24 protein-coding genes and 1 pseudogene are annotated in these 23,324 nt (G+C 68.3%); 15 read left to right on the top strand and 10 right to left on the bottom strand.

All coding sequences use genetic code 11. The features are described 5' to 3' along the window. Nucleotides 1-113: 113 nt before the first annotated feature. Nucleotides 114-791, top strand: coding sequence for a uracil-DNA glycosylase (locus ACQPYM_RS06380; RefSeq protein WP_360284283.1), 678 nt, complete (start codon nucleotides 114-116; stop codon nucleotides 789-791). Here ACQPYM_RS06380 and ACQPYM_RS06375 read toward each other — a convergent pair. Together ACQPYM_RS06375 and ACQPYM_RS06370 are read right to left on the bottom strand one after the other, a co-directional pair. After that, nucleotides 769-2,541, bottom strand: coding sequence for an ABC transporter ATP-binding protein (locus ACQPYM_RS06375; protein ID WP_433016269.1), 1,773 nt, complete (start codon nucleotides 2,539-2,541; stop codon nucleotides 769-771). The two genes, ACQPYM_RS06380 and ACQPYM_RS06375, sit on opposite strands and share 23 nt — an antisense overlap. Then, complete coding sequence (locus ACQPYM_RS06370; RefSeq protein ID WP_433016266.1) at nucleotides 2,538-4,226, bottom strand: ABC transporter ATP-binding protein; 1,689 nt, start codon at nucleotides 4,224-4,226, stop codon at nucleotides 2,538-2,540. Before ACQPYM_RS06370 ends, ACQPYM_RS06375 begins: the two co-directional genes overlap by 4 nt. A 224-nt stretch (nucleotides 4,227-4,450) precedes the next feature. Between ACQPYM_RS06370 and ACQPYM_RS06365 the strand changes: the two genes are divergently transcribed. The 7 genes from ACQPYM_RS06365 (at nucleotide 4,451) to ACQPYM_RS06335 (ending at nucleotide 11,873) form a co-directional block, all read left to right on the top strand. Next, nucleotides 4,451-5,650, top strand: coding sequence for an ROK family protein (locus ACQPYM_RS06365; protein ID WP_433016264.1), 1,200 nt, complete (start codon nucleotides 4,451-4,453; stop codon nucleotides 5,648-5,650). Between the two features lie 131 nt (nucleotides 5,651-5,781). Next, nucleotides 5,782-7,110, top strand: coding sequence for an ABC transporter substrate-binding protein (locus ACQPYM_RS06360; RefSeq protein ID WP_433016262.1), 1,329 nt, complete (start codon nucleotides 5,782-5,784; stop codon nucleotides 7,108-7,110). Continuing rightward, nucleotides 7,110-8,057 (top strand): carbohydrate ABC transporter permease, encoded by a 948-nt coding sequence (locus tag ACQPYM_RS06355; RefSeq protein ID WP_433016259.1) that lies wholly within the window; start codon nucleotides 7,110-7,112, stop codon nucleotides 8,055-8,057. Before ACQPYM_RS06360 ends, ACQPYM_RS06355 begins: the two co-directional genes overlap by 1 nt. Nucleotides 8,058-8,068: 11 nt before the next feature. Then, on the top strand, nucleotides 8,069-8,971 hold the full coding sequence (locus ACQPYM_RS06350) for a carbohydrate ABC transporter permease (RefSeq protein WP_433016256.1): 903 nt from the start codon (nucleotides 8,069-8,071) through the stop codon (nucleotides 8,969-8,971). Then, entirely contained in the window at nucleotides 8,968-10,221 is a 1,254-nt protein-coding gene (locus ACQPYM_RS06345; RefSeq protein ID WP_433016253.1) for a 6-phospho-beta-glucosidase, read from the top strand. Before ACQPYM_RS06350 ends, ACQPYM_RS06345 begins: the two co-directional genes overlap by 4 nt. After that, nucleotides 10,212-11,252 carry an N-acetylglucosamine kinase gene (locus tag ACQPYM_RS06340; protein WP_433016250.1) on the top strand — a complete coding sequence of 347 codons (1,041 nt, stop codon included), beginning with the start codon at nucleotides 10,212-10,214 and terminating at the stop codon, nucleotides 11,250-11,252. Before ACQPYM_RS06345 ends, ACQPYM_RS06340 begins: the two co-directional genes overlap by 10 nt. A gap of 72 nt (nucleotides 11,253-11,324) precedes the next feature. Then, the gene (locus tag ACQPYM_RS06335) at nucleotides 11,325-11,873 is read left to right on the top strand and encodes a hypothetical protein (RefSeq protein WP_433016247.1); all 549 of its coding nucleotides are present in this window, start codon (nucleotides 11,325-11,327) and stop codon (nucleotides 11,871-11,873) included. A 110-nt stretch (nucleotides 11,874-11,983) separates the two neighbouring features. On the opposite strand, the gene ACQPYM_RS06330 is transcribed toward ACQPYM_RS06335, so the two are convergent. Further along, a complete protein-coding gene (locus tag ACQPYM_RS06330) occupies nucleotides 11,984-12,898 on the bottom strand; it encodes a mechanosensitive ion channel family protein (protein WP_433016244.1) in 915 nt (304 codons plus the stop codon). Nucleotides 12,899-13,111: 213 nt separating this feature from the next. Between ACQPYM_RS06330 and ACQPYM_RS06325 the strand changes: the two genes are divergently transcribed. Next, nucleotides 13,112-13,567 (top strand): N-acetyltransferase family protein, encoded by a 456-nt coding sequence (locus tag ACQPYM_RS06325; RefSeq protein WP_433016242.1) that lies wholly within the window; start codon nucleotides 13,112-13,114, stop codon nucleotides 13,565-13,567. Here ACQPYM_RS06325 and ACQPYM_RS06320 read toward each other — a convergent pair. Both ACQPYM_RS06320 and ACQPYM_RS06315 read right to left on the bottom strand, forming a co-directional pair. Continuing rightward, nucleotides 13,560-14,873: a neutral zinc metallopeptidase gene (locus ACQPYM_RS06320; RefSeq protein ID WP_433016239.1), complete on the bottom strand. Its 1,314-nt coding sequence runs from the start codon at nucleotides 14,871-14,873 to the stop codon at nucleotides 13,560-13,562. The two genes, ACQPYM_RS06325 and ACQPYM_RS06320, sit on opposite strands and share 8 nt — an antisense overlap. A gap of 24 nt (nucleotides 14,874-14,897) precedes the next feature. Beyond that, nucleotides 14,898-16,160: a neutral zinc metallopeptidase gene (locus tag ACQPYM_RS06315; RefSeq protein ID WP_433016237.1), complete on the bottom strand. Its 1,263-nt coding sequence runs from the start codon at nucleotides 16,158-16,160 to the stop codon at nucleotides 14,898-14,900. Nucleotides 16,161-16,384: 224 nt separating this feature from the next. Between ACQPYM_RS06315 and ACQPYM_RS06310 the strand changes: the two genes are divergently transcribed. Further along, entirely contained in the window at nucleotides 16,385-16,792 is a 408-nt protein-coding gene (locus tag ACQPYM_RS06310) for a PPOX class F420-dependent oxidoreductase (RefSeq protein WP_433016234.1), read from the top strand. A gap of 132 nt (nucleotides 16,793-16,924) precedes the next feature. On the opposite strand, the gene ACQPYM_RS06305 is transcribed toward ACQPYM_RS06310, so the two are convergent. After that, nucleotides 16,925-17,713 (bottom strand): class I SAM-dependent methyltransferase, encoded by a 789-nt coding sequence (locus ACQPYM_RS06305; protein ID WP_433016231.1) that lies wholly within the window; start codon nucleotides 17,711-17,713, stop codon nucleotides 16,925-16,927. 64 nt (nucleotides 17,714-17,777) lie between these two features. Between ACQPYM_RS06305 and ACQPYM_RS06300 the strand changes: the two genes are divergently transcribed. Then, nucleotides 17,778-18,281: a phosphotransferase-like protein gene (locus tag ACQPYM_RS06300; protein WP_433016228.1), complete on the top strand. Its 504-nt coding sequence runs from the start codon at nucleotides 17,778-17,780 to the stop codon at nucleotides 18,279-18,281. Here ACQPYM_RS06300 and ACQPYM_RS06295 read toward each other — a convergent pair. Next, a complete protein-coding gene (locus tag ACQPYM_RS06295) occupies nucleotides 18,270-18,767 on the bottom strand; it encodes an NUDIX hydrolase (protein ID WP_433016226.1) in 498 nt (165 codons plus the stop codon). The two genes, ACQPYM_RS06300 and ACQPYM_RS06295, sit on opposite strands and share 12 nt — an antisense overlap. Next, nucleotides 18,760-19,200, bottom strand: coding sequence for an N-acetyltransferase family protein (locus ACQPYM_RS06290; RefSeq protein ID WP_433016223.1), 441 nt, complete (start codon nucleotides 19,198-19,200; stop codon nucleotides 18,760-18,762). The genes ACQPYM_RS06295 and ACQPYM_RS06290 overlap by 8 nt, the downstream gene beginning before the upstream one ends. Nucleotides 19,201-19,288: 88 nt before the next feature. Between ACQPYM_RS06290 and ACQPYM_RS06285 the strand changes: the two genes are divergently transcribed. From ACQPYM_RS06285 to ACQPYM_RS06275, 3 genes and pseudogenes are all read left to right on the top strand, one after another. Continuing rightward, a complete protein-coding gene (locus tag ACQPYM_RS06285; RefSeq protein WP_433016220.1) occupies nucleotides 19,289-20,026 on the top strand; it encodes an SAM-dependent methyltransferase in 738 nt (245 codons plus the stop codon). 51 nt (nucleotides 20,027-20,077) lie between these two features. Further along, nucleotides 20,078-20,494, top strand: coding sequence for a hypothetical protein (locus ACQPYM_RS06280; protein WP_433016217.1), 417 nt, complete (start codon nucleotides 20,078-20,080; stop codon nucleotides 20,492-20,494). A gap of 251 nt (nucleotides 20,495-20,745) precedes the next feature. Next, nucleotides 20,746-21,802: pseudogene (locus tag ACQPYM_RS06275) on the top strand (IS110 family transposase). A gap of 155 nt (nucleotides 21,803-21,957) precedes the next feature. On the opposite strand, the gene ACQPYM_RS06270 reads toward ACQPYM_RS06275, so the two are convergent. Next, nucleotides 21,958-22,458: a class E sortase gene (locus ACQPYM_RS06270; RefSeq protein ID WP_433016214.1), complete on the bottom strand. Its 501-nt coding sequence runs from the start codon at nucleotides 22,456-22,458 to the stop codon at nucleotides 21,958-21,960. Nucleotides 22,459-22,468: 10 nt separating this feature from the next. Between ACQPYM_RS06270 and ACQPYM_RS06265 the strand changes: the two genes are divergently transcribed. Continuing rightward, entirely contained in the window at nucleotides 22,469-22,729 is a 261-nt protein-coding gene (locus ACQPYM_RS06265; protein WP_433016211.1) for a hypothetical protein, read from the top strand. Between the two features lie 34 nt (nucleotides 22,730-22,763). Here ACQPYM_RS06265 and ACQPYM_RS06260 read toward each other — a convergent pair whose 3' ends face one another. Next, complete coding sequence (locus tag ACQPYM_RS06260; RefSeq protein ID WP_433016208.1) at nucleotides 22,764-23,309, bottom strand: molybdenum cofactor biosysynthesis protein; 546 nt, start codon at nucleotides 23,307-23,309, stop codon at nucleotides 22,764-22,766. Nucleotides 23,310-23,324 lie beyond the last annotated feature (15 nt).

Raw genomic sequence — 23,324 nt, 5'->3', positions numbered from 1 at the left:
ACGCAAAGGCCCCGCAAGAGCTCATACCTTTTGCGGGGCCGCAGACATTCTTACCGGGCCCACACGAACGGCTGCCTGACCGACACGCGAACTGTGAGTGACATCATGTCCCGGTGAGTCCCAAGACTTTGACTGATCTGGTGGCACCCGACTGGGCCGAGGCGCTGGCTCCGGTGGAAGAGACCGTGGCGCGGATGGGCGAGTTCCTGCGCAACGAGATCGCCGCCGGCCGGCCGTACCTGCCCGCCGGGGAGAACGTCCTGCGGGCCTTCAACCAGCCGCTGAACGACGTGAAGGTGCTGATCGTCGGCCAGGACCCCTATCCGACGCCCGGGCATCCGGTGGGCCTGAGCTTCTCGGTCGCACCCGACGTGCGCCCGATCCCGCGCAGCCTGCAGAACATCTACCGCGAGCTGATGGCCGACGTCGGCGTACCGGCTCCTTCCAACGGTGACCTGACGCCGTGGGCCGAGCAGGGTGTGCTGATGCTCAACAGAGTGCTGACCGTGCAGCCGGGCAAGTCCGCGTCGCACCGGGGCAAGGGCTGGGAGACGGTGACCGAGCAGGCCATCCATGCGCTCGTGAAGCGCGGTGGACCGCTGGTGGCGATCCTCTGGGGCCGTGACGCGCAGACACTCAAGCCGATGCTCGGCAGTACGCCGTACATCGAGAGTGCCCACCCGAGCCCCATGTCCGCGGACCGTGGCTTCTTCGGCTCCCGGCCGTTCAGCCGGGTCAACGAGCTGCTCATCAAGCAGGGCGGCACCCCTATCGACTGGCGCCTGCCGTAGAAAGCCCAGTCCCGGTCCAGCTGTGCCAGAGCTGGCTGTAGCGACCACCTGCAGCCAGCAACTCGGCATGCGTACCTGCCTCGACCACTCGCCCGTGGTCCAGTACGACGATCCGGTCCGCCTGCTCCGCCTGCGTGAGCCGGTGAGCCACCACCAGCGTCGTACGGCCCTCGGTAGCAGCAGCACTGGCTCGCTCCAGCTCTCGCGCCCCAGCGCTCCCCGCCTCAGCCGTCGCCTCATCCAGTACTGCGACAGCCGGGTCCGCGAGCACCAACCGCGCCAGCGCGACCTGCTGTGCCTGGGCACCCGTCAACTGATGCGCGTTCTCCCCCACCTGGCTCTGCAGCCCGTCCGGCAACGCACGCACCCAGCCGAGCGCCCCCACGAGCTCCAGGGCTTCCTCCACCTCGGCTACAGTCGCCGAAGCCTTGGCCAGCCGTACGTCGTCCAGCAGCGCGCCGGAGAACACATGGACCTCCTGACTCAGCAGAGCAACCTGCTGCTGAGTACGAGCCTCACCGAGCGCCCTGATGTCCACACCACCTAGCCGTACTGTCCCAGTGGTAGGCATCAGTACTCCGGCCGCGATCGCTGCCAGCGTGGTCTTCCCAGCTCCACTCGCGCCCACCAGCGCAACGCGCTCACCCGGCTCGATCCGCAACGAGACCCCGTCGACCACCAGCGGCCCGTCGTACGAGTGCCCGATCCCCACCAGCTCCACAGACGCATCGGCAGGCGACGGCCCCGGAGGCGGCTCGACAGCGGGCTCCAACGTCAGTACTCCGGCCAGGCGCGCCAGCCCGGCCGCAGCCGTCTGCACCTGGTCGAACTGCATCAGCAACGCACCGATCGGGTTGAACAGCCGGTGGAAGTACAACGCGGCCGCCGTGGTCGCGCCGATCGTCACCAGATCCGCCCGGACCAGGAAGAACCCGGCCACCAGGATCGAGGTCAGCCCGACGAACTCGGCGTGGTTGACCCGCGAGGAGAAGAAGCTGAAGAGCCGGAAGACGTTCAGCGACAGGTCGCGCGCGGTCGCCGAGCGATCCGCGATCCGCTCCAGCTGCGTCTCCTCCAGCCGGTACGCCCGGACCGTCGCGCTGCCCCGCAGCGAGGTGATGATCGCCTCGGACCGCTCCCCCATCGCGAGCCGTTCCTTGCTGTAGAAGGGCGCGGACCGCGGCAGGTACCAGCGCAGCGCCAGCAGGTACATGGGCAGGGAGAGCAACCCGGCAAGCCCCAGCCGCCAGTCGAGCGCGAACATCCCGCCCGCGGTCAGCACGATCGTCAGCGACGCCCCCAGCAGGATCGGCCCCAGCTGGGTCAGCGCTGTGGCCACCGCCGCCACGTCATCGCCCACCCGCGACAGCAGGTCCCCGGTACGGATCTTGTCGAGCACAGGAGCCGGCAGGTGCAGCACCCGATCCAGCACCTGCTCCCGGATCCGCGCGAGCACTGTCTCGCCAACTCGCGCGATCAGGGTCACCCCAAGAGCAGTGAGTACTCCGGACAGCAGTGCCGCGCCACCGATCAGCACGACCACCCGTACGACGGCAGACCCATCGGCACCGGCAGACACGTCGTCCACCAACACACCAAGAGCCCACGGTGCGACAAGCCCGGCCGCGCTCCCCACTGTCACCACGACGGCAGCCACGAGCGACAGCAGTCGCAGGCGACGGATCTCCCGCCACAGCACCACCCAGGTGGCGCGCGGCCCGGCAATCGGCAACAACTCGGACGTGCTCATCGCAGTACCGCTTCCTGGTACGCCGTGTCGGTGTCGGCCAGCTCGGCATGCCGGCCCTCTGCCACTACGGAACCCTCCGAGATGACCAGCACCCGGTGCATCTTGCCCAGCAGCGCAGGGCTGCTGGTCAGTACGAGGGTCGCGAGGGTGGGGACGCCCCGGACCTCCGCGAGCCCTTCGGCCAGGAGCTCCTCGGTGACGGCGTCGACCGCAGTACTGGGGTCGTGAAGGACCAGCACTGGGGGCTCGGCCAGCAAGGCACGGGCCAGGCCGAGGCGTTGGCGTTGCCCGCCCGACAGGGTCCGGCCGCGGTCGGACAGTGGATGGTCCAAGCCATCCGGGTAGGCCTCGATCACGTCGGTCGCCGCAGCAGCCTCGACCACACGTTCCAACCCAGAAGAGTTGCTGGAGCCGGCCAACAGGTTGGAGCGCAGCGTCCCCTCGAACAGATCGGTGTCATGCTGCTCGACCAGCACAGAGCGGCGTACCAGGTCGATGTCCAGCTCCTCGACGTCAGTGCCACCGACAAGCACCCGGCCGGTGTGGTCGGCGGTCCTGCCGGCCACGACTGTCAGCAGGGCGTCGGCGTCGCGTGGGTCGTAGCAGAGAACTCCGACTAGCTCACCCGGTCGCAGTGACAGGTCCAGCGAGGACAGGGTCTTGTAGCCAACGCCTTCGAGCGACAGCAGCGGCTTCGCCGGGTCCAGGCTGGTGGAGGTGCCAGTGGTGATCGCCCACGGCGAGCCGAGCGCTGACGCCAGCCGCCCGGCCGAAGCACGAGACGTAGCGAAGACCTGGCCGCTGTAGCCGAGTAGCCCGACGGGCTCCGCGATGAACTGGGCCAGGCCCACGACGGTGATCAACTCGCCGATGCTGATCCGGCCGTCCAGGGCGAACCAACCGGCGACACCTGCGACCGCTGCCAGCAGCAGACCGCTCAGCGCGTTGGTGACACCGTCCTGCAACCCGTTGGTCGACGCAGCCCGGAGCGTCGCCTTCAACGTCTCCTGGCTCGACCGTCGGTACCGCTCGGCTGCGTTGTGCTGAGCCCCGATGCCACGCAGTGTGCGAAGCCCACCGACCAGGTCGGTCGCCAGGGCCGTAGTACTGGCGACTGCTTCCTGCTGCGACGCCGTACGACGGGTCAGCAGTGGCGACAGGGCCTGGATGCCCAGCACCAGCAGGGGTACGCCGATCATCACGCCAAGCCCCAGCGGTACGTCGACGAGCAGCAGAGCCACCGACGACACCACCAGTGCGGCACTGCCGGCAAAGCCCAGCGAGACGGCGCGTAGTACCAGCGAGGTCTTCTCTGCATCGGAGGTGGCGATCTGCAGCAGCTCCCCCGACCGCAGGCCGGTCCGGTGACCGCGGGGGTCCAGCACTCGCCGGGCGATCTCCAGCCGAAGCAGGTGGGTCTCGTACTCGATCGCGTGGACCACCTGCCGGGCGCCGGTCTTCCAGGCGTTCGACAGCACCGCGAACAGCGCGACCATCATCAGCACGCACCACAGCAGCGGTTCCAGCCGCCCGGTCGACACGGCCTGGTCGACGAAGATGCCGATCGTGATCGGTACCGCGACCTCCGTGGCCTGGTGCAACGCCAGGACGAGCATCCCGGCGATCATCCGGGCCCGGTGCCGCCCGATCGCGCGGCGCAGCACCCTGCCTGCTGTGAACTCCACGGAAAAGCCTTCCCCCACGTCGGCGTGACCGCCCCTCCGGGCGGCAAGTTAGTACACCCTAACTTGACGAAGAAAAGAACCGGAAGCGCCGACCGATTGACACCTGCCCCGGCTCCCCCGTACGGTCTCGCGGTAATAGGAAACTTTCCTAACAGTTGATCCAGGCGGCCGGAAGGTCAGCGTGGTCAGGCGACGTGACAGCGAAGGGAGGGCAGGGTTAGCACATGGCCAGCACACCCGGTACACCCCGCCTGCTCCGCGCGATGAACGACCGCGCCGCCCTCGACCTGCTGCTCACGCACGGGCCGTTGTCCCGCACCACGCTCGGCAACCTCACCGGCCTGTCCAAGCCGACCGCCTCCCAGCTGCTCTCCCGGCTCGAGAGCGCCGGGCTCGTCCGGGCCAGCGGGACCAGCGCCGGCCGGCCAGGCCCCAATGCCCAGCTGTACGAGATCAACGGCGGCATCGCGTACGTCGCCGGCCTGGACGTCACGCCGACCCGGATCCGTTCGGCCATCGCCGACTTGACCGGCAAGGTGGTCGGCCGCTTCGAGCTGCCCACTCCCGGCCGGAGTGCCAAGGGCACCGTCGAACGCGTTGTCAAGGCGATCGACGGCGCGCTCGGCGATGCCGGGCTGACCCGCGACCGCCTGCACCGCGTCTCGATCGGCACGCCCGGTGGGTTCGACCCGACCACCGGCCGGCTCCGCTACGCGACTCACCTCCCCGGCTGGCACGCGCCACACCTGCTCGAGGAGCTGGCCGCTGCGATCGCAGTACCGCTGGAGGTCGAGAACGACGTCAACCTGGCCGCGGTCGCCGAGCAGCAGGTCGGGCACGCGAGCAACAGCGACAACTTCGTCATGCTCTGGGGCGAGGAGGGTATCGGCGCGGCGATCGTGATCGGCGGCCACCTCGTCCGCGGCGCCACCGGCGGTGCCGGTGAGGTCGCCTTCCTGCCGCTGCCCGGTACGCCGCTGGTGCGCAACGTCGGCCGCAACAACGCCGGCGGCTTCCAGGAACTCGCCGGTGGCGAACCGGTCCTCGAACTGGCCCGCTCCCACGGCCTGCGCGCCCGTACGCCGGAAGCCGCGATCGCCGCCGCCCTGGAGACCCCGGGCGCGGGCGACACCGTGCTGGCCGAGTTCGCCCATCGTCTCGCGGTCGGCCTGGCCGCGATCGTGTCCGTCGTCGACCCCGAGCTGATCGTGCTCGCGGGCGGCGTCATCACCGCCGGCGGCGAACGCCTCCGCGGCCTGGTGCAGGACGAGCTCGCCGAGCTCGCCGTACCGCGGCCGCGGTTGCTGATGACCGCGATCAACACCGACCCGGTGCTGTCCGGCGCCCTGCAGTCTGCCCTGAGCTACACCCGCGACGCGGTCTTCGACACAGCCGGTACGACGACCGGGGGCAGTACCGACTAGCCCCGACCAACCGGCGCCACTAGCGCCGCCAGCCGCCCAGCCACATCCCCGGACCGGGACACCAACCCGGTCCGGTGGATCCGCACACCCCAATGCAGTCCCGCTCCACCCAGGATCAGGAGAAAACGGAAATGCGTCGAGTCCACAAAGCAGTGATCGCCTCCGCCGCGATCGCGCTGCTCGGTACCGCCTGCACCGGTACGTCGAGCGCCCCCAAGGCGAACGACGACGCCACCCAGCCCACCACGATCACCTTCTGGCACGGCTGGAGCGCGCCGAGCGAGGCGGCCGCGATCGCGGCGAACGTGAAGTCGTTCGAGGCGAAGTTCCCGCACATCAAGGTGAAGGTCGTCGGCAACATCAACGACGACAAGATCAAGCAGGCGCTGCGGGCCGGCGGCCCGAACGCCCCGGACGTGGTGTCGTCCTTCACCACCGACAACGTCGGCACGTTCTGCTCCTCGAAGGTGTTCGCCGACCTCAAGCCGTTCCTCGACAAGTCCGGCGTCGACCTGGACAAGACGTTCCCGAAGCCGCTGCAGGACTACACGCAGTTCCAGGACCAGCGCTGTGCCCTGCCGCTGCTGAACGACGCCTACGGCCTGTACTACAACAAGGACGCGTTCAAGGCGGCCGGGATCACCGAGCCGCCGAAGACGCTGTCGGAGTTCGACGCGGCCGCGAAGAAGCTGACCAAACCCAAGGGTGACGGCTATGCCCAGCTCGGCTTCATGCCGAACTGGCACGGCTACGAAGCGACGCCCACCCACCTCGCGGCGCAGTGGAACGCGACGTACTTCACCCCCGAAGGCAAGTCGAACCTGGCCGGCGACCCGGCGTTCGCCAAGATGCTGACCTGGCAGTCGAACCTGGTCAAGGAACTCGGTGGTTTCACCAAGCTGGAGAAGTACCGCGCGACCTTCGGTGACGAGTGGGGCGCCAAGAACCCCTTCCACACCGGCCAGGTGGCAATGGCGATGGACGGCGAGTGGCGGCTCGGGATGGCCAAGGAAGCCGGCGTGAAGTTCGACATCGGCGTCGCGCCGTTCCCGGTCCCGGACGAGCAGAAGGACAGCTACGGCAAGGGCTACCTGTCCGGCACCATCATCGGGATCGCGAACACCAGCCAGAAGCAGAACGCCGCCTGGGAGCTGGTCAAGTACATGACCACCGACACCAAGGCCGTGGTCGACTTCTCCAACGGGATCCACAACGTGCCGTCCACCCTGGAGGCGCTGAAGTCGCCGGACCTGAAGGTCGACGAGAAGTTCAAGGTCTTCCTCGACATCGCCCAGCACCCGAAGAGCAGCACCACCCCGGCCAGCCCGAACGGCGGCGCCTACCAGCTCACCCTGACCGACCTCGCCTACGCCGTCGAGTCCGGGAAGCAGACCGATATCGCTGCCGGTCTGGCCAAGGCCGACCAGCAGATCGACAAGGACATCGCGCAGGCCAAGTGATGACGACCATCTCCGCAGGGCTCAGGACACAGCGGCGCCGCGAACGGCTGCGCAACCTGGCCTTCCTCTCCCCGTGGCTGATCGGGGTCAGCGTCTTCTTCCTCTACCCGCTGGCCTCGACCGTCTACTTCAGCTTCATGAAGTACGACGGTTTCACCCCGCCGGTGTGGACCGGCCTGAAGAACTGGAGCTACGTCTTCACCGACTACCCGTTCTTCTGGCCGGCCCTGCGCAACACGCTCTGGCTGGTGATCGTCATGGTCACGCTGCGAGTCCTTTTCGGGCTCGGCATCGGGATGCTGATCACCAAGGTGAAAACCGGCGCCGGACTGTTCCGCACCATGTTCTACCTGCCGTACCTCGCACCGCCGGTGGCCGCCACGATGGCGTTCGCGTTCCTGCTCAACCCAGGGACCGGGCCGGTCAACAGCATCCTGGGCAAGGTCGGACTGCCGCAACTGGGCTGGTTCAACGACCCGGCCTGGTCGAAGCCGGCCCTGACCCTGCTGGCCATCTGGGGCATCGGCGACCTGATGGTGATCTTCATGGCCTCGCTGCTCGACGTACCGAAGGAGCAGTACGAGGCGGCGGCACTCGACGGCGCGAGCTCGTGGCAACGGTTCGTGGCGGTGACACTGCCGAACATCCAGCCGATCGTGTTGTTCGCGGTCGTCACCGGCGTCATCCAGACCATGCAGTACTACACGCAGCCACTGATCGCCGGGAAGGTCGCCAGTGGGGTGATCGGCGGATCGGGTCAGCAGTTCGAACCCGGTTACCCGGACAAGTCGACGCTGACCCTTCCCCAGCTGGTCTACAACCTCGGCTTCCAGCGGTTCGACACCGGCGGAGCGAGCGTGATCGCGCTGGTGCTGTTCGTACTGGCGATGGTGTTCACGGCGTTCCTGATGCGCCGCGGCAGTGGCTTCCTGGCCACGGACGACTAGGAGACTGCTGAATGAGTACCCTGACCACCCCGAGGATCGAGACACCCGCGGACACCCCCGGCCCGACCGCGGCGGGGCGCGACGCCCGGCGTACCAGGTTTCTGAACTGGGTCGCCGTACACACCCTGGCGATCGCGGCGGCGTTGTTCTTCGTGTTGCCGTTCGTGTTCGTCGCTCTGACCGCCCTGATGAGCGACCAGCAGGCACTGACCCGCGATCTGTGGCCGGACAGCTGGCACTGGGAGAACCTGCGCACCGTGTGGGAGACCCCGGGCTTCCTGACCTGGTGGAAGAACACCCTCATGTACGCCGTACTCGGAACGGTGCTGACCCTGCTGTCCAGCATCCCCGTCGCGTACGCCCTGGCCAGGTTCAAGTTCCGCGGCCGCAACCTGGCGATGATGCTGGTGATCTCCACGATGATGCTGCCGCCCCAGGTCGTGATCGTGCCGATGTACCTGTTCTGGGCCAAGGAACTGCACCTGTCCGGGACGTTGTGGCCGCTCATCATCCCGATGGCGTTCACCGACGCGTTCTCGATCTTCCTGCTCCGGCAGTTCCTGCTGACCATCCCGAAGGAGTACGTCGACGCCGCCAAGGTCGACGGCTGCGGCGAGTTCCGGGCGCTGGTCCGGGTCGTGCTGCCGATGGCCAAGCCGGCCATCGCGGCGGTCGCGCTGTTCCAGTTCTTCTACTGCTGGAACGACTACTTCGGGCCCCAGATCTACGCCAGCGAGAACCCGGCCGCCTGGACCCTCAGCTACGGCCTGGAATCCTTCAAGGGCGCCCACCACACCAACTGGAACCTCACGATGGCAGCGACCCTGCTGGTGATGGCTCCGGTGATCATCCTGTTCTTCTTCGCCCAAAGGGCCTTCATCGAAGGCGTCACACTCACAGGGGTCAAAGGTTGAAACTCACAGTCGTCGGTGGCGGATCCACCTACACGCCTGAACTCATCGACGGGTTCGCCCGGTTGCGCGACTCGCTGCCGGTCACCGAACTGGTGCTGGTCGACCCGGCCGCCGACCGGCTCGAGCTGGTCGGCGGGCTGGCCCGGCGGATCTTCGCCAAACAAGGGCATCCGGGTCGCGTGGTCACCACGTCCGACCTGGAGTCAGCGGTCGACGGCGCGGACGCGGTACTGCTCCAGCTCCGCGTCGGCGGACAGGCCGCACGCAACCAGGACGAGACGTGGCCGCTCGAGTGCGGTTGCGTCGGCCAGGAGACTACCGGCGCGGGCGGCCTGGCGAAGGCGCTGCGCACGGTCCCCGTCGTACTGGACATCGCCGAGCGGGTCCGCCGGTCCAACCCGGACGCATGGATCATCGACTTCACCAACCCGGTCGGCATCGTCACCCGCTCGCTGTTGTCCGAAGGCCACAAGGCGGTCGGGCTGTGCAACGTGGCGATCGGTTTCCAGCGGAAGTTCGCCGGCATGTTGGGCGTCACGCCGGAGCAGGTCTCGCTCGACCACGTCGGGCTCAACCACCTGACCTGGGAACGGGCCGTCCGCGTCGAAGGCGAGAACGTCCTGCCGAAGCTGCTCGCCTCGCACTCGGCCGAGCTCGCCGCGGAACTGAAGCTGCCGGCCGAACTGTTGCTGCAGCTCGGCGTCGTACCGTCGTACTACCTGCGCTACTTCTACGCGCATGACGAGGTCGTCCGCGAGCTGCTGGAGAAGCCGTCGCGGGCCGCCGAGGTCGCCGCGATCGAGAAGGAACTGCTCGACCTGTACGCCGATCCGACCTTGGACGAGAAGCCCGCGTTGCTGGAGCAACGGGGTGGCGCGTACTACTCCGAGGCCGCGGTCGCGCTGGCGTCTTCGCTGCTCAACGACACCGGCGACGTCCAGGTGGTCAACACCCTCAACAACGGCACGCTGCCGTTCCTCCCCGACGACGCGGTGATCGAAGTACCGGCGACTGTAGGAGCAGCCGGTACTGCGCCGTTGCCGATCTCGCCCCTCGAGCCGCTGTACGCCGGACTGGTCGCGAGCATCACGGCGTACGAGAATCTTGCTCTGGAGGCAGCTCTGAAGGGTGGTGCGGAACGGGTGTTCAACGCTCTGCTGGCGCATCCGCTGATCGGGCAGATCGAGTACGCCAACCAGCTCACCGACAAGTTGCTCGCGCACAACCGCGAGCACCTCCTATGGGCGTGACGATGGTGGACGAGGTGAACAAGTTGGTCAGACCCCTGGTGCCGGGCGGTGTCCTTGCCTTCGACGCCGGCAACAGCAAGACCGACGTGGCCCTCGTCTCCGCCGACGGAACAGTCCTCGGTACTGCGCGCGGCGGCGGCTTCGAGCCGCACATCATCGGTGCCGCGGCCGCGGTCGACGGGCTGGCCCCGCTGGTCGCCGCCGCCGCGGCCGAGGCTGGTCTCGCGGTCGGTGACGTCCCGCTGGTGCAGCAGATCTCCGCGTGCCTGGCGAACGCGGATCTCCCGATCGAGGAAGAGCGGCTCGCCGAGGCGTTCGAGTCGCACGGCTGGGCCACCTCGGTCCACGTCGCCAACGACACCTTCGCCCTGTTGCGCGCGGGCGTGGACGAGCCGCGCGGGGTCGCGGTGGTCTGCGGCGCGGGCATCAACTGCGCCGGCCTGCTCCCCGACGGCCGGACCGCACGGTTCCCGGCGGTCGGCCGGATCTCCGGCGATTGGGGCGGTGGGCAACAACTTGCGGACGAGGCGTTCTGGGCCGCGGCCCGCGCGGACGACGGCCGGGGCCCGGCGACGGCCCTGGCTACCGTTCTCCCGGCGCACTACGGCCTCCAGTCCATGCCGGCACTGATCGAGGCGCTCCACCTGGGCGACATCCCGGTCTCCCGCCGACTGGAGGCGACGCCGCTGCTCTTCCAGGTCGCGGCCGCCGGCGATCCCGTCGCCACAGCAGTGGTCCACCGGCAAGCGGAGGAGATCGTCGCCATGGCGGTCGTCGCCATGACCCGCCTGGACCTCTTGAGCGAGCCGACGGACGTAGTACTGGGAGGTGGTGTCCTCACCGCGGGCCACCCGCTGCTGATGGAGACCGTACTGCGCCTGCTCGCCGCGGCAGCCCCCAAAGCAGTAGCCCGCGTCATCGACGTCCCGCCCGTCGTCGGCGCCGCCCTTCTCGGCCTGGACCACACCAACGCCCCACCCACCGCCCACCACACCCTCCGAGCCAGCTACGCCCCACCCCCGGCCGCGTAATTGCCGAGCTTGTCGACGGCGGGCCAGGATCGACTTCTGGCCCGCCCTTGATTGCTGTGTAATCATGATTACATGAGTACACAGACAGAGAATGAGCGGGTGCGGGGGTGGCTGACCGGGCGGCTTCCCGCGAGATGGTTCGAGGGTGAGCCCGAGGTGAGTATCGATCGCGACGAGATTCTCGTGGTCGGGACGATCAAGGCGCCGGAGCAGGACGGCGAGGTCAGCGCGGCCGAGCGGTCGGCGGCCGAGGAGGGCCGGATCAGGCAGTTCCGGGAGGACACCCGGGAGAAGCGGATCGAGATTGCGCGCGAACTGGAGCACGCGACCCGGCGGAAGGTCGCCTGGGGCGTGCAGGCCGGCGGGACGCGCACGGTGTTCACGTCGCTGTCGGCGCCGGTGATGACGCGGCTGCGTCAGCCGGAGCGTCAGGTGCTGGATACGTTGGTGGATGCCGGGGTCGCCCGGTCTCGCAGCGACGCGCTGGGCTGGTGCGTGAAGCTGGTCGCCCAGCACAGCGAAAGCTGGCTGGCCGAGCTCCGCGAGGCGATGGCCAAGGTAGAAGACGTCCGCCGAGCCGGCCCCGGCGGCGACACCAACGTCCCCAACGACAAGCAGTAGTTCTCTCGTTGGGTCAGGAGGGTAGTCCCGCTAGTTGACTACCCTCCTGAGCTTTGGGGTTTTGGGGACGGGCGGGCGCTGGGTGCGCCCGCCCGTCGGGAGTGGCAGACCTAGCTGTGTCGCGGGGGCTCGCTGGACCAGCTGTTGTCGCCGCCGTTCCAGTTGCCGTTCGAGCCCCGCGCGCCGTGGTGGGCCGGGTACTGCTCGTCCGGCTGCGCGTACGGCGCCTCCTGCGACGGGTAGCCGGCCTGCGTCCCAGTGCCGGCCCCAGCGCTCGCGCCCATGCCGCTCGACCCGCCCGTGGCGTTGGAGCCGGTGCCCGTGGAACCCACGCCGTTCGAGCCGGTCATGCCGTTGGAGCCGGCGGTGTTCGTCGAGGTGCGGTCGAACAGGGTGTGCAGCGCCTGGCCGGCCATCTCGCGGCCCCCGAGGCCGAAAGCGAGGCCGAGTGCGAGCGCGGCACCTGCGAGCACGATCAGCAGGGTGTTGCCGGTCAGCTGGACCGCGATGCCGAGCTGGGTCAGCGCGGCGAACGCGGCGTACACCAGGACGGCGTACCGGCCGACCTTGGCGAGGGTCTCGTTGCCGGTGGCGCCGCGGATGATCGCGGCCAGGAAGTTCGCGAACAGCGCCGCCAGGCAGATGATCACGATCGCGGCGAAGATCCGCGGGATGTAGGCGAGCATGTCGGACATGAACGCCGAGATCTCCGGCACGCCGAGCGCCGAGGCGAACATCGTGAAGCTGATCAGGAAGACGAACCAGAACACGACCTTGCCGAGCATCGCGGAAGCGGTCAGCCCCGTGCCGGACCGCTGCAGGATGCCGGACACGCCGGCCCGTTCCATCCACTGGTCGAAACCGACCTTGCCGAGCAGTTTGCCCACCAGCTTGCCGAGCACCTTGGCGACGATGTAGCCGACCGCCAGGATGACGAGACCGCCGAGCAGGTTGGGGATGAACCCGAGAAGCTTGCCGAAGGCATCTTCAAAGGGCTGGGTGAAGTCGATTGCCAGTGCAGACATCGGCTTTCCTCTCCGGACTGGCCCGCAACCGCCGCCACGCACCCGTCCGCGCGACTCCGGCTCCGGGCGGATGCAGTGGTGTCTGCTTGCACCCGTGCCCGGTCGGACGGCCCGCAAACCCCGTTTTCTAACGCAATGTGATTGCGTAAGGCAATTACTGTCACCAGACCCCCTGCCCGGTAAGGGCCGTGCGGGCCCTGAGATGCTGTCGGGATGACCGATGTCGTGATCCGCCGCGCCACCGCCACCGACCTGCCCGGCATCGTCGCGATGCTGACCGACGACGAGATCGCCGCCCGGCGGGAGAGCCCGGACGACCTGACGCCGTACCAGGCCGCCTTCGAGGCCATCGCCGCCGACCCGAACCAGGTCCTGGTTGTTGCCGAGCGCAACGGTGAGCTGGTCGGCACGCTGCAGTTGACGATCATCCCCGGCCTGTCCCGCAAGGGCGCCACCCGCGGCCTGGTGGAGGCAGTCCGGGTGACAGCCTCAGCCCGCGGTACCGGCCTCGGTACGACGCTGCTGGAGTGGTCGATCGAAGAAGCCCGCGCTCGCGGCTGCGCCCTCGTCCAGCTCACCACGGACAAGGCTCGCGCCGACGCCCACCGCTTCTACCACCGCCTGGGTTTCGAGAACACCCACGAGGGTTTCAAGCTCCGGCTCAACTGACCTTTGCCGCCGGCGCGGTGTAGGTGTTGCAGGAGGCCGGGTCGGCGGTCGCGAATCCGCGGGTCGCCCAGTACTCGGCACTCTTGCGGGAGCCGTGGTCGCGGTCCTTCTTCGGATCGTCACCACCGTTCTTGGACGCGTACACCCAGAACCTCAGCCGCTCGCCCTGGAGGTCGAGTGCCTTCTTGTTCGCGCTGAGGAAGACCGCGCCCAGACAGTCGGCCTGCAACTCCAGCCGGCGGGACCACTCCAGCTCCGCCGCCTTGTTCTTCGCCCAACCCTCCTGGGAAGCCGAGGAGATCAGGATGTTGGTCAGCAGTTGCACGTGATGGCTGTACTCGTGCGCGATGGTGGTCAGGAGATTGACGGCGGTGACCGGATCTTCCTTGTAGTACTTGACCGTCTGCTCCCACTTCATGGTCATGGTTTCGTCGGCCCCGCAGTAGTACGCCACCCAGTCGGTCGACTGACCAGTGCACGCTCCGCTGCGTGTCTTGGTGGCCAGGACCAGCTTGGGCTGGCGGAACGGGTAGCCGGCTTTCAGGACCAGCGGCTCCCAGGTCTCGTGCAGGCAGGGCAGCACCGCTTGGTAGAAGCGCAGTACGTTCGTCTTGCTGTCCGGCTTGACCTTCGGAAGAGCACAGTTGACGCTCGCCAGCTTGCCGACCGCGTAGAGCCCGTTCTTCTGCAGCCGGACCGCGTCCGGCACCGGCTGGACCGTCTTGGTGACAGTCGGGGGCGGAGGGGCCGGGACGGGCTTCTCCGACGGCCTGACCGTTGGTCTGGTGAGCGGGTTCGCGACTGTTCTGTCGTAGGAGTCGATCACCTTGTAGCCGGAGAAGGCGCCTCCGGCCACCACGATCAGGGCCAGCGCCGACAGCAAGCCCACGATGGGATGGGAGAAGCGGCGAGGACCCTTCAGCTGCGGCGCCTGGGTGTCGAACTGCGGTAGGCCGGTCCTGGTGGGCATGGTGTTCCAGCCGACCGGGCGAGCCCCACCGATCTGCCGGCCACCCTGCAGCGGCGTAACGGGCGCACCGGCCAGCGGCGCGGCCGGGGGTGCACCGAACCCCCGGTACTCCGGGTCGGATGGCTGCGGCGCGGCCTTCCGCAGGCTGGGGTCGACCTCGGCGCCGACCGGACGGGCCTTGCCGAGGCCGAGCTGGCGACGGTTGACGGCCTCCGCGGGCGTCAGCGCAGTACGGGGCGTGCCGACCGGGACGGGGTCAGGCTGGTCGCCCGCTCCACCCGGCAAGAAGTGTCCGATCGTGGGCCCGGGCGTGGGCACCCGCTCGTCGTCCGCCATCCGTCTACCCCAAGTCCTCGGTGCTCAGCTGACCTTGGCCGCAGCTGCCACGAAAGTGTTGCAGGAGCCAGGGTCCGGGACCGAAAAGCCTCTGTTCGTCCACAGCGCGACGCTTTTGTCGGACCCATGGTCGCGCACCTTGCGCGGGTCGCTGTCATCGCCGCCGTGTTTGCTCCGCCACGTCCACCAGGTCAGCAGGTCGCCGGTGACCGGGAAGGTGGCCCGCTCCGCACCCAGGAAGACGGCGGACAGACAGGCCGCCTGCAAGGCCGACCGCCGGGTCTGCTCCAGCTTCAGGGCCGGCGTGGCCGACTCTGCCTGGCGGCGGATCGACGACTCGAGGATGCCGGTCAGGTTCTGGACGTGGACGCCGTAGACGTAACCGAGCGCGCCGGCCATGTCGATGCGGGCCAGCGACCGATTCTCGGCGTACTCGCCCTGGAGGTCCTCCCACGGCAGCGCAACACTGCCGCCGTCGGCGGCGCAGTACGAGGAGACCTTCTCCTGTACGCCGCACGCGGTCTCCTGGCCGTCGTCGAACATGATCAGCCTCGGCGGGTGGAACTCGTGACCGCTCTTGCGGACGACGGGTTCCCAGAACTTGTTCATGCAGATCAGGAGCGCCTGGTAGTACGCCTTGACGTTGCTCTTGGAGGTCGGCCGGAAGGCGGGTTCGCGGCACTTGACCGGCGTCGGTTTGCCGGCCGAGTAGAGCTTGTTCTCCAGCAGCACGACCACATCGGGCGTCGGCTCGGCGGTCGCCTGCTGGTCCGACGGCTGCTGGTCGGACTGGGTGCCGGGCTGCTTGACGGACGGCGTACCGAGTGGGTTCGCGACGAAGTCGTCGTACGACGCGAGCACCTTGGTCGCCCCGAAAACGGCGCCGCCGGCCACGACCAGCGCGCCCGCGACGAGGCCGGCGATCAGCGCCTTCGACTTCTTCTTCGGCTGGAACGGGATCGGCTCCGGCTGGTACCGCGCCTTGAACGCGGCGGCCGCCCGATCACCAGCAGGCGGCGGCCCGAGCCGCGACCCGGACAGCAACGGCGGTCCGGCCGTCTTTTCAGCGCCCCGACCGAGCCGCGACGTCGGCGCGGCGAGCGGCTCCGACGGAGCCCCGTAAGCCGGCACCCCCGACCGCCCGTACGTCGGCAACCCGTCGGTTTGCCCATACGTCGGCAACCCGCCCGGCGGCAACTCGCCCGGCTGCCCGTTCGTCGGCAACCCGTCCGGCTGGTCGTCCTTCGGCAGGAAATGCCCGGGCCTGGGCCCCGACTCCTCGGCCATGCATCCCCGCTTCTCCCCAGTCCCGGGCGCGGCCCCGGACCCATCATGTCGATTGACGATCGGAGCCACCCCCAGCCCGGACCGCCGCCCGATGCTACGACGCGCGGACTCCATCGATGTACCGAATTGCAGCTATTGACATCGCTTCGCGACCTGACCTGACTCTCTGTGCGGGTGGAAGCACTGAAGGCGACCTGGTCTGAAGGTGATCTAGGGTCCGTGGCATGACCTTGACTGATGCCGCACGGAAGCTCGTAGAAGGCGGTAATCCCGGGATCCTGGCGACGATCAACCCAGACGGAAGCCCGCAGACATCCGTCGTGTGGGTCGGCACCGACGGCGACGAGGTAGTCATCTCAACGCAGGCCGGCCGACGCAAGGAGGTCAACCTGCTCCGCGATCCGCGCGCGAGCCTGCTGGTGATCGCGAAGGACGACCCCGACCAGTACGTCGAGATCCGCGGCACCGCGACAATCACCGAAGACACCGGCCGTGCCCTCGCCTACCAACTCGCCGAACACTACGAGGGCGAAGGCGCCGGCCAGGAATACCTCGACCTCCCACCCGACGTAGTACGCACCGTCATCCGCATCACCCCGTCAAAGCTGACCGGCCCAGCCGCCCAACCCTGACCGGCCCAGCCGCTTAGCCCCGGACCGCCCCCACTCACAATCCTGCCGTTTCCGGCCGCCGGCGCGCCCGCGCAGGCGTAGCCAGGTGCGATCAGCTGTGGTTTGTGAGTGGGGGCGGTCCGGCTTATCGGGCTAAGCCCGGCCGAAGGCGAGGAAGTGGAAGCTTGCGGACATCACTCGCGGATCGTCCTCGACCAGCCGCGCCAGCGCGATCGCGGACGGAAGTAGCCGCGGTACGTCGTCGGCCGGGGCGTGCTCGAGCGTCGCGGCGGCTGGTCCTTCGACACCCAGTACTTCGACCCCGCCCAGCCCCGCGTTCTCGAACTCCGCTCGCAACTCGTCCGCGTGGTGGAAGTACGCGTTGGTGAAGCCGTTCGGGTCGTCGTGGTTGCGGCCGGTTGCGAGGGCGTCGGCGAAGAGCTGCAGCTTCTCGATCAGCATGCCCTTGGTGCCGTATTCCAGCAGCGCGGCGTACCGACTGATGCCTGCAGCAACCACCAGTCCACCCGGCCTGGTCACCCGCCGGGCCTCACTCAACGCCTGCGCCCGATCAGCCGCCTCGACCAGGTGATACAGCGGACCGAGCAACAAGGTGACGTCAAAGCTGTCGTCCTCCTGCGCCAACTCCCGCGCATCCCCGACCACCGCCGCAAACGTCCCGACCTCCGCCGCCTTGGCGACATGCTCCTCCACCGGATCGACGAGCGTCACCCGGTAACCGTCGTCGGCCAACCACCGCGCATGCACCCCCGTCGCCCCACCCACATCCAAAACACTTGCCCCCGGCAACGGCAGGTACCGGCGTACCAGCTCCTGCGTCCGCAAGAACTCCAGCCGCCCATGCCCCGACCGCACCAGCCGCGAGTCCTCGACGTACCGCTCGGCATAAAACGCCCTGATCAACGGATCCAGTTCCACCATCCCCCCATGATCCCCACCCAAAAACCCGGGGACACCCCATTTCCCCACCCCGTACCCTGCCCCGATGAGCCGCATCGTCTTCCTGAACGGCGCACCCTCCACCGGCAAGACCACCCTCGCCACAGCCCTGCACCAAGCCCTGACGACCCCGGCGTTCTACCAGTCCCTGGACGATTTCCGCGCCGCGATCCAACCCGAGTTCTGGCTGCGGGGACGCGTCCCCGGCCTGTTCGACCGTTTCGTCGACGCGTACTTGTCCTGCCTCCGCGAGCTGGCCGGCCACGGCTTCGACATCGTCGCCGAGTCGATCATCCGTCCGAGCGACCTGCCGCGGTACGACGAGTTGTTCGGCGCCTTCGACGTGATCCTGATCGGCATCACCTGCCCGCTCCCGGTCCTGCGCGAACGCGAACTCCACCGCACCGACCGCTACAACGGCTTCCTCGAACCGGACATCGCCCTGTACGACGCTCTCGCCACCCACTCGTACGAGCTTCTGATCGACACCTCGGGCGAGCCCACCGAGACCTCGGTCGCCAGGATCCTGAGCTACCTGTCAGAGCGGTGAGGTGGTGGATTCGTAGGTTCGGTTGAGGAAGTCGAGGGTGGCGTCGAAGGTGAAGGTCCAGCGGGTGGGTGGGGTGCCGCGGAGGTAGGCGACGGCTGGGTGGCTGAGGGGTGGGTAGGGGAGGTCGGCCAGGTGCCGGATGGCCTCGGGGAGGGGGAACCAGCGGGCTTCCTGGACGGAGTTGTCGGGATCGTCGATGGCGAAGTCGCCGTCCGGGAGGTCGACGCGGTAGTTCCACGCCGTACTGCGCACCGCGTCGTCCCGGCTGACCACCAGGACCTCGCTGACCAGGATGAGCCGGTCGACTGCGGCGATCAGGCCGGTCTCCTCGCGCAACTCGCGAACAGCTGCTTCCGCGGGTGACTCGCCTGGTTCGACGGCGCCGCTCGGGAGGGTCCAGTGGTCGTCTTCCCAGCGCTCATAGCGTTCGCGGATCAAGGTGAGCTGGTCCGCGCGGAAGGCGAGGACGCCGACGTAGTCAGGCATTGGGCTGGAGGGTGAACTCGATCTCGCCGAACTCGTCGGGGCCTTCGTCGGTGAAGCCAGCACCCCGCAGGGTGGCCAGCGAGGCGTTGTTGGTGGGCTCCACCGTTGCGTGGATGAACTGGGCGCCGAGCTTCCTGGCCAGCTCGACGACGTGCTCGACGGTCGGGCGGCCCAGGCCCTCGCCGCGGCGGCCGGGGCTGACGTAGTACATGATCTCGGCCTCGTCGTCGAGGATCTCCAGGTCGATGAAGCCGATCAGGCCGGTCTCGTCGAAGGTGATCCAGCCGTGCCGGCTCGGTGCCTGGAGCAACGGCGTCCAGCGCCGCACCGCCTGGCCGTAGAACCCGCCGAAGCTCGCGCCACCGTCCGGATCGGCGGCCAGCCACTGCTCGACCTGCCGCAACCCGTCCTCGTCGATCGGCCTCACCTTCATGCCACCGCACTCTGCCTGCCGCCACCGACAATTGTCGAGCCCGTCCAAACCTGTTGCGACTCCAACTGTGGACCGGTTGGCTGTACCCATGGTCGACCTGACGCGAGCCGAGTACCCGCTGTCCTCGAAGTACGACGCCGACTGGCTGCTCGACTGCGACATGGGCCCGAATCCGCTCTGGCTGCTCGAAGATCTGGCGGGCGAACTCGACCTGACGCCCGGCCTCAAGGTCCTCGACCTCGGCTCCGGCAAGGGCGCGACCTCGGTCTTCCTGGCGAAGGAGTACGGCGTCCAGGTCTGGGCTGCCGACCTGTGGGTCGACCCCTCCGACGCCGCCGCCAACTTCGCGGCCCACGGCGTCGACGCCACCGCACTCAAGGCCGAAGCCCACACGCTGCCCTTCGCCCGCGAGTTCTTCGACGTGATCGTCTGCATCGACGCCTACGAGTACTTCGGTACGGCGGACAACTACCTCGCCTACCTCACCGGCTTCCTCAAACCCGGCGGCCGGCTCGGCGTCGCCACTCCCGCGATGACCCGGGAGGTCCGCGACCTCGGCTACATCCCGGAGCACATCAAGAAGCTGGTCGGCTGGGAGGCGATCGCCTGGCACACCCCCGAGTGGTGGCGGTTCCAGTGGGAGATCACCGAACTGGTCGAGGACGTCTCGGCCCGGATGCAGAAGTCCGGCTGGAGCGACTGGCTCGCCTGGGCCGAAGCCGCCTCCGAGCGCACCGGCACCCCGGACGGCATCCTGGAAATGCTCCGCGCCGACCAGGGCGAGTACCTCGGCTTCGCACTCGTCAGCGCCCGCAAGCGGGGCTGAGCACCCGGACCCGGTTCCGGCCGCTCACCGGCACTGAGCAATGCTGTCGGTATGAGCTGGGCTATCTACGCGATGCGAGGGCCAGGAGGCGTACGCCGCCTCGAGGACATTCCGGACGGCTACCAACCGCCCTCACTCGGTACTGCGGAAGCGGTGGTCGACCAGGTGCGCGAGCTCGCGCCCGACGTGGACGCGAGCAAGCGGTCCTGGCTGCAGCTGAAGAATGCCGACTACGACGTCGAGATGTCGATCGGCAAGGGCGTCGAGGTCCGCGACATCACCTTCTACATCGACGGGCCGCGCTCGATCCCGCTGGTGATGCAGATCAGCAGCAAGCTGGGCGTGACGCCGTACGACACCGAGTCCGGCAACTTCCTCACCGAGGAGTCCCGCCCACCGGTCCCCCCGCCGCTGACCCCGGACGAGATCAAGGCCAACAAACCGAAGTGGTGGAAGTTCGGCCGCTGAGGCCCGGACCGCCCCCACTCACAAACAGTGATGATGTGGGTGTGGCTCCGCAGGGACCGTCCTGACTCGCTCTCAAACTGACTACGGGTCTTCAACAGGATCTGTCGGTCGGTCTGCTGCGGAGCCACTGCACTCACCGGACCCGGGGGATCGTGACTTCATAGGAGCCTGTGCCAGCAGGCACCCATCACTGTTTTGTCCGCTTGCCTCGGCTGGTGCGTGCCGCCCTAGCCCTAGTGAGAGGACGGCTGATGTCCACCATCGCACGTGAAAACATCGAGTTCCAGTCTGCTGTGACCGGTGGTGTCGATACCCATCGCGACACTCACACCGCGGCCGTGATCGACCCTGTCGGGCGGCTCCTGGATCACCGTACGTTTCCCGCCACCGCACCGGGTTACCGCGACCTGCTGGCCTGGCTGCGGACCTTCGGCTCCGTAGCGAAAGTCGGGATCGAGGGCACCGGCGCCTACGGCCACGGTCTGGCCAACTACCTGACCAGCCACAACGTCGACATCGTCGAGGTCGATCGGCCCGACCGAAAGACCCGGCGCGCGGCCGGCAAATCCGACCCGGTCGACGCCGAAGCAGCTGCCCGCGCGGCCCTGTCCGGCACCCGGACCGCGACACCGAAAACCCGCACCGGCCCAGTCGAGGCACTCCGCAACCTGCGCGTGGCCCGCCGCAGCGCGATCAGCCAGCGCGCCGACTGCATCCGCAGAATGAAAACACTCATCATCACCGCACCCGACCCGCTCCGCGACCAACTCCGAGCCCTGACGGTGACGCAGCTGATCACCACCTGCACCGCGCTGCGCCCCGACCACAGCCACGCCGACCAGCCCGCCCAAGCCGCCAAAATCGCACTGCGCAGCCTGGCCCGACGACACAACCACCTCACCGACGAGATCACCGACCTCGACACCCTCATCCAGCCACTCGTCGAGCAGATCAACCCCCGCCTGCTCGAACTCAACGGTGTCGGCGCCGACACCGCCGGCCAACTCCTGGTCACCGCCGGCCAAAACCCCGACCGCATCCGCTCCGAAGCAGCCTTCGCGATGCTCTGCGGCGCCGCACCCATCCCCGCCTCGTCCGGCCGAACCCACCGACACCGCCTCAACCGCGGAGGCGACCGCCAAGCCAACGCAGCCCTCCACCGCATCGTCATCTGCAGACTCCGCTGGGACCCCAGAACCCGCGCCTACATGAACCGCAGAACCACCGAAGGCCTCCAAAAAAGACATCATCCGCTGCCTCAAACGACACATCGCCCGCGAGCTCTACTACGTCCTAACCACCACTTGACGATCCATAGGAGCATCCTCCATCGGTCGCAGCCGGCCGAGCGTGCGCCGGCATGCTCCCGGCAGGGAGTGGCAGGTTTGTGAGTGGGGGCGGTCCGCGCCGCCAGGCGGTCAGCGGACTCGGCGGGGCAGCGAGGCAGGCGCCGCTGGGGCGGGTCAGCGGGCTGGGCGGGTGCTGACCAGGGTGGCGATCTTGTTGATGCGGTGTTCCGGGTTGTTCAGGGCGTCTTTCCAGTAGTTGCCGGCGGCATGGTCTTCCGGGGTTGCGCAGGTCGACAGGGTGAGCATCGCCTGGGTCGGCGCCACCCCCGGCCGGCCCGGTACGGCGGCGTTCTGTTGCGCCTTCTCGGCCGGTTTGCGGAACGAGATCGTCATCGTCCGGTTCACCACGTAGTCGTAGACGGTTCCGTTGGACGTGACGAAGACGTGCTCGCCGTTCCGCAGCTCGGGTAGCCGCCCGAACGGCCGGCCGTGGGTGGTCCGGTGCCCGGTGACGATGAAGTTGCCGATCTCCCCCGGGCCGACCCCGCCCGCCGGCCCGCGTGGCGACGCGAACACGCCACGATCCTGGATCACCGTGCCGGGCTTGTCGTCCGCCGTGCCGGTGTAGGCGACGACGCGGAGCGCGCGGACGCCGATCGCGGGAATGGCGAGCATCGTCACGGCGGTGGCCGAGGAACGGCCACCCGTCGGCTTCGCCCCGGTCGGCGACGGCGTCGGCGAGAGTGTCGGCGAGGGCGACCGGGACGGCGTCGGCTTGCCGAGCGTCGGAGTCGGAGTGGCGGAAGCAGTCGTCGGAGCGCTCTCCGGCACGGACTGCTCAACAGTCGGCTCCGCAGTACCGGATGGCGCCGTGTCGGTGCAGCCCACGAGGGCAGCCGTCAGCACCGTCGCAACCATCCACCGCCCCACCATCATCGGACCGTAACTCCCAGCACCGAAAACCAGCAGAAAAGCCGGTACTACCCGACTGTCAGGGTGGCCGGCCCCACGCGCAAGATCCCGGAGTCCAACGGCTCACACCGGACACCACCGCGCCCGCGAAGACCCTTGAAGGCACCAGGCGCCAGTACGACGTCCATCCACGCGCACGGATTGGCCGGCCGATGCGCCTGGAACCGCACCGGCCCCGACCCGCTGTCCACCGTGAAGCTCCGCCCCGGCACCCGCTCGCCCGACCCCATCCGCCGCGCCGCCAGTTGGTCGATCGGATACCCCCGGATGATGATGTTCCGCCGGGTCAGCACCGGATCAGGCACCTCGTCCAGCCCCAACCCCATCGCCAACTCGTCCAGCGCCCCGGCATCAAACACCGTCACCGCGGCCTTCCGATGCGCCGACCGACCGAAGTACCGATCCCCCACGATCCCCAACCCGGCCCGAACCTCGATCTCCTGCGGCCCAGCCATCAGAGCATCCACCCGGGGTCCGTTCTCCGGCCGCCCCTCGTAGGCATGCACCGGCGAAACCACGAACCCCACGATCTCGACCCGCACCTCGCTGTCCACAAAGTTCAAGGTAGC

Source organism: Kribbella sp. CA-294648 (assembly GCF_050943845.1).
Lineage (GTDB): Bacteria > Actinomycetota > Actinomycetes > Propionibacteriales > Kribbellaceae > Kribbella.
This window is presented reverse-complemented; position numbering and strand designations above follow the sequence as displayed.

What these genes read in the sequence shown, in the direction of transcription:
- ACQPYM_RS06285 (WP_433016220.1), top strand. Translation starts at nt 19,289, where the DNA reads ATGGTCGACCTGACGCGAGCCGAGTACCCGCTGTCCTCGAAGTACGAC.
- ACQPYM_RS06305 (WP_433016231.1), bottom strand. Translation starts at nt 17,713, where the DNA reads ATGGTGGAACTGGATCCGTTGATCAGGGCGTTTTATGCCGAGCGGTAC.
- ACQPYM_RS06340 (WP_433016250.1), top strand. Translation starts at nt 10,212, where the DNA reads ATGGGCGTGACGATGGTGGACGAGGTGAACAAGTTGGTCAGACCCCTG.
- ACQPYM_RS06280 (WP_433016217.1), top strand. Translation starts at nt 20,078, where the DNA reads ATGAGCTGGGCTATCTACGCGATGCGAGGGCCAGGAGGCGTACGCCGC.
- ACQPYM_RS06335 (WP_433016247.1), top strand. Translation starts at nt 11,325, where the DNA reads ATGAGTACACAGACAGAGAATGAGCGGGTGCGGGGGTGGCTGACCGGG.
- ACQPYM_RS06295 (WP_433016226.1), bottom strand. Translation starts at nt 18,767, where the DNA reads ATGCCTGACTACGTCGGCGTCCTCGCCTTCCGCGCGGACCAGCTCACC.
- ACQPYM_RS06360 (WP_433016262.1), top strand. Translation starts at nt 5,782, where the DNA reads ATGCGTCGAGTCCACAAAGCAGTGATCGCCTCCGCCGCGATCGCGCTG.
- ACQPYM_RS06365 (WP_433016264.1), top strand. Translation starts at nt 4,451, where the DNA reads ATGGCCAGCACACCCGGTACACCCCGCCTGCTCCGCGCGATGAACGAC.
- ACQPYM_RS06355 (WP_433016259.1), top strand. Translation starts at nt 7,110, where the DNA reads ATGACGACCATCTCCGCAGGGCTCAGGACACAGCGGCGCCGCGAACGG.
- ACQPYM_RS06300 (WP_433016228.1), top strand. Translation starts at nt 17,778, where the DNA reads ATGAGCCGCATCGTCTTCCTGAACGGCGCACCCTCCACCGGCAAGACC.
- ACQPYM_RS06375 (WP_433016269.1), bottom strand. Translation starts at nt 2,541, where the DNA reads ATGAGCACGTCCGAGTTGTTGCCGATTGCCGGGCCGCGCGCCACCTGG.
- ACQPYM_RS06315 (WP_433016237.1), bottom strand. Translation starts at nt 16,160, where the DNA reads ATGGCCGAGGAGTCGGGGCCCAGGCCCGGGCATTTCCTGCCGAAGGAC.
- ACQPYM_RS06290 (WP_433016223.1), bottom strand. Translation starts at nt 19,200, where the DNA reads ATGAAGGTGAGGCCGATCGACGAGGACGGGTTGCGGCAGGTCGAGCAG.
- ACQPYM_RS06270 (WP_433016214.1), bottom strand. Translation starts at nt 22,458, where the DNA reads ATGCTCGCCATTCCCGCGATCGGCGTCCGCGCGCTCCGCGTCGTCGCC.
- ACQPYM_RS06325 (WP_433016242.1), top strand. Translation starts at nt 13,112, where the DNA reads ATGACCGATGTCGTGATCCGCCGCGCCACCGCCACCGACCTGCCCGGC.
- ACQPYM_RS06310 (WP_433016234.1), top strand. Translation starts at nt 16,385, where the DNA reads ATGACCTTGACTGATGCCGCACGGAAGCTCGTAGAAGGCGGTAATCCC.
- ACQPYM_RS06320 (WP_433016239.1), bottom strand. Translation starts at nt 14,873, where the DNA reads ATGGCGGACGACGAGCGGGTGCCCACGCCCGGGCCCACGATCGGACAC.
- ACQPYM_RS06350 (WP_433016256.1), top strand. Translation starts at nt 8,069, where the DNA reads ATGAGTACCCTGACCACCCCGAGGATCGAGACACCCGCGGACACCCCC.
- ACQPYM_RS06330 (WP_433016244.1), bottom strand. Translation starts at nt 12,898, where the DNA reads ATGTCTGCACTGGCAATCGACTTCACCCAGCCCTTTGAAGATGCCTTC.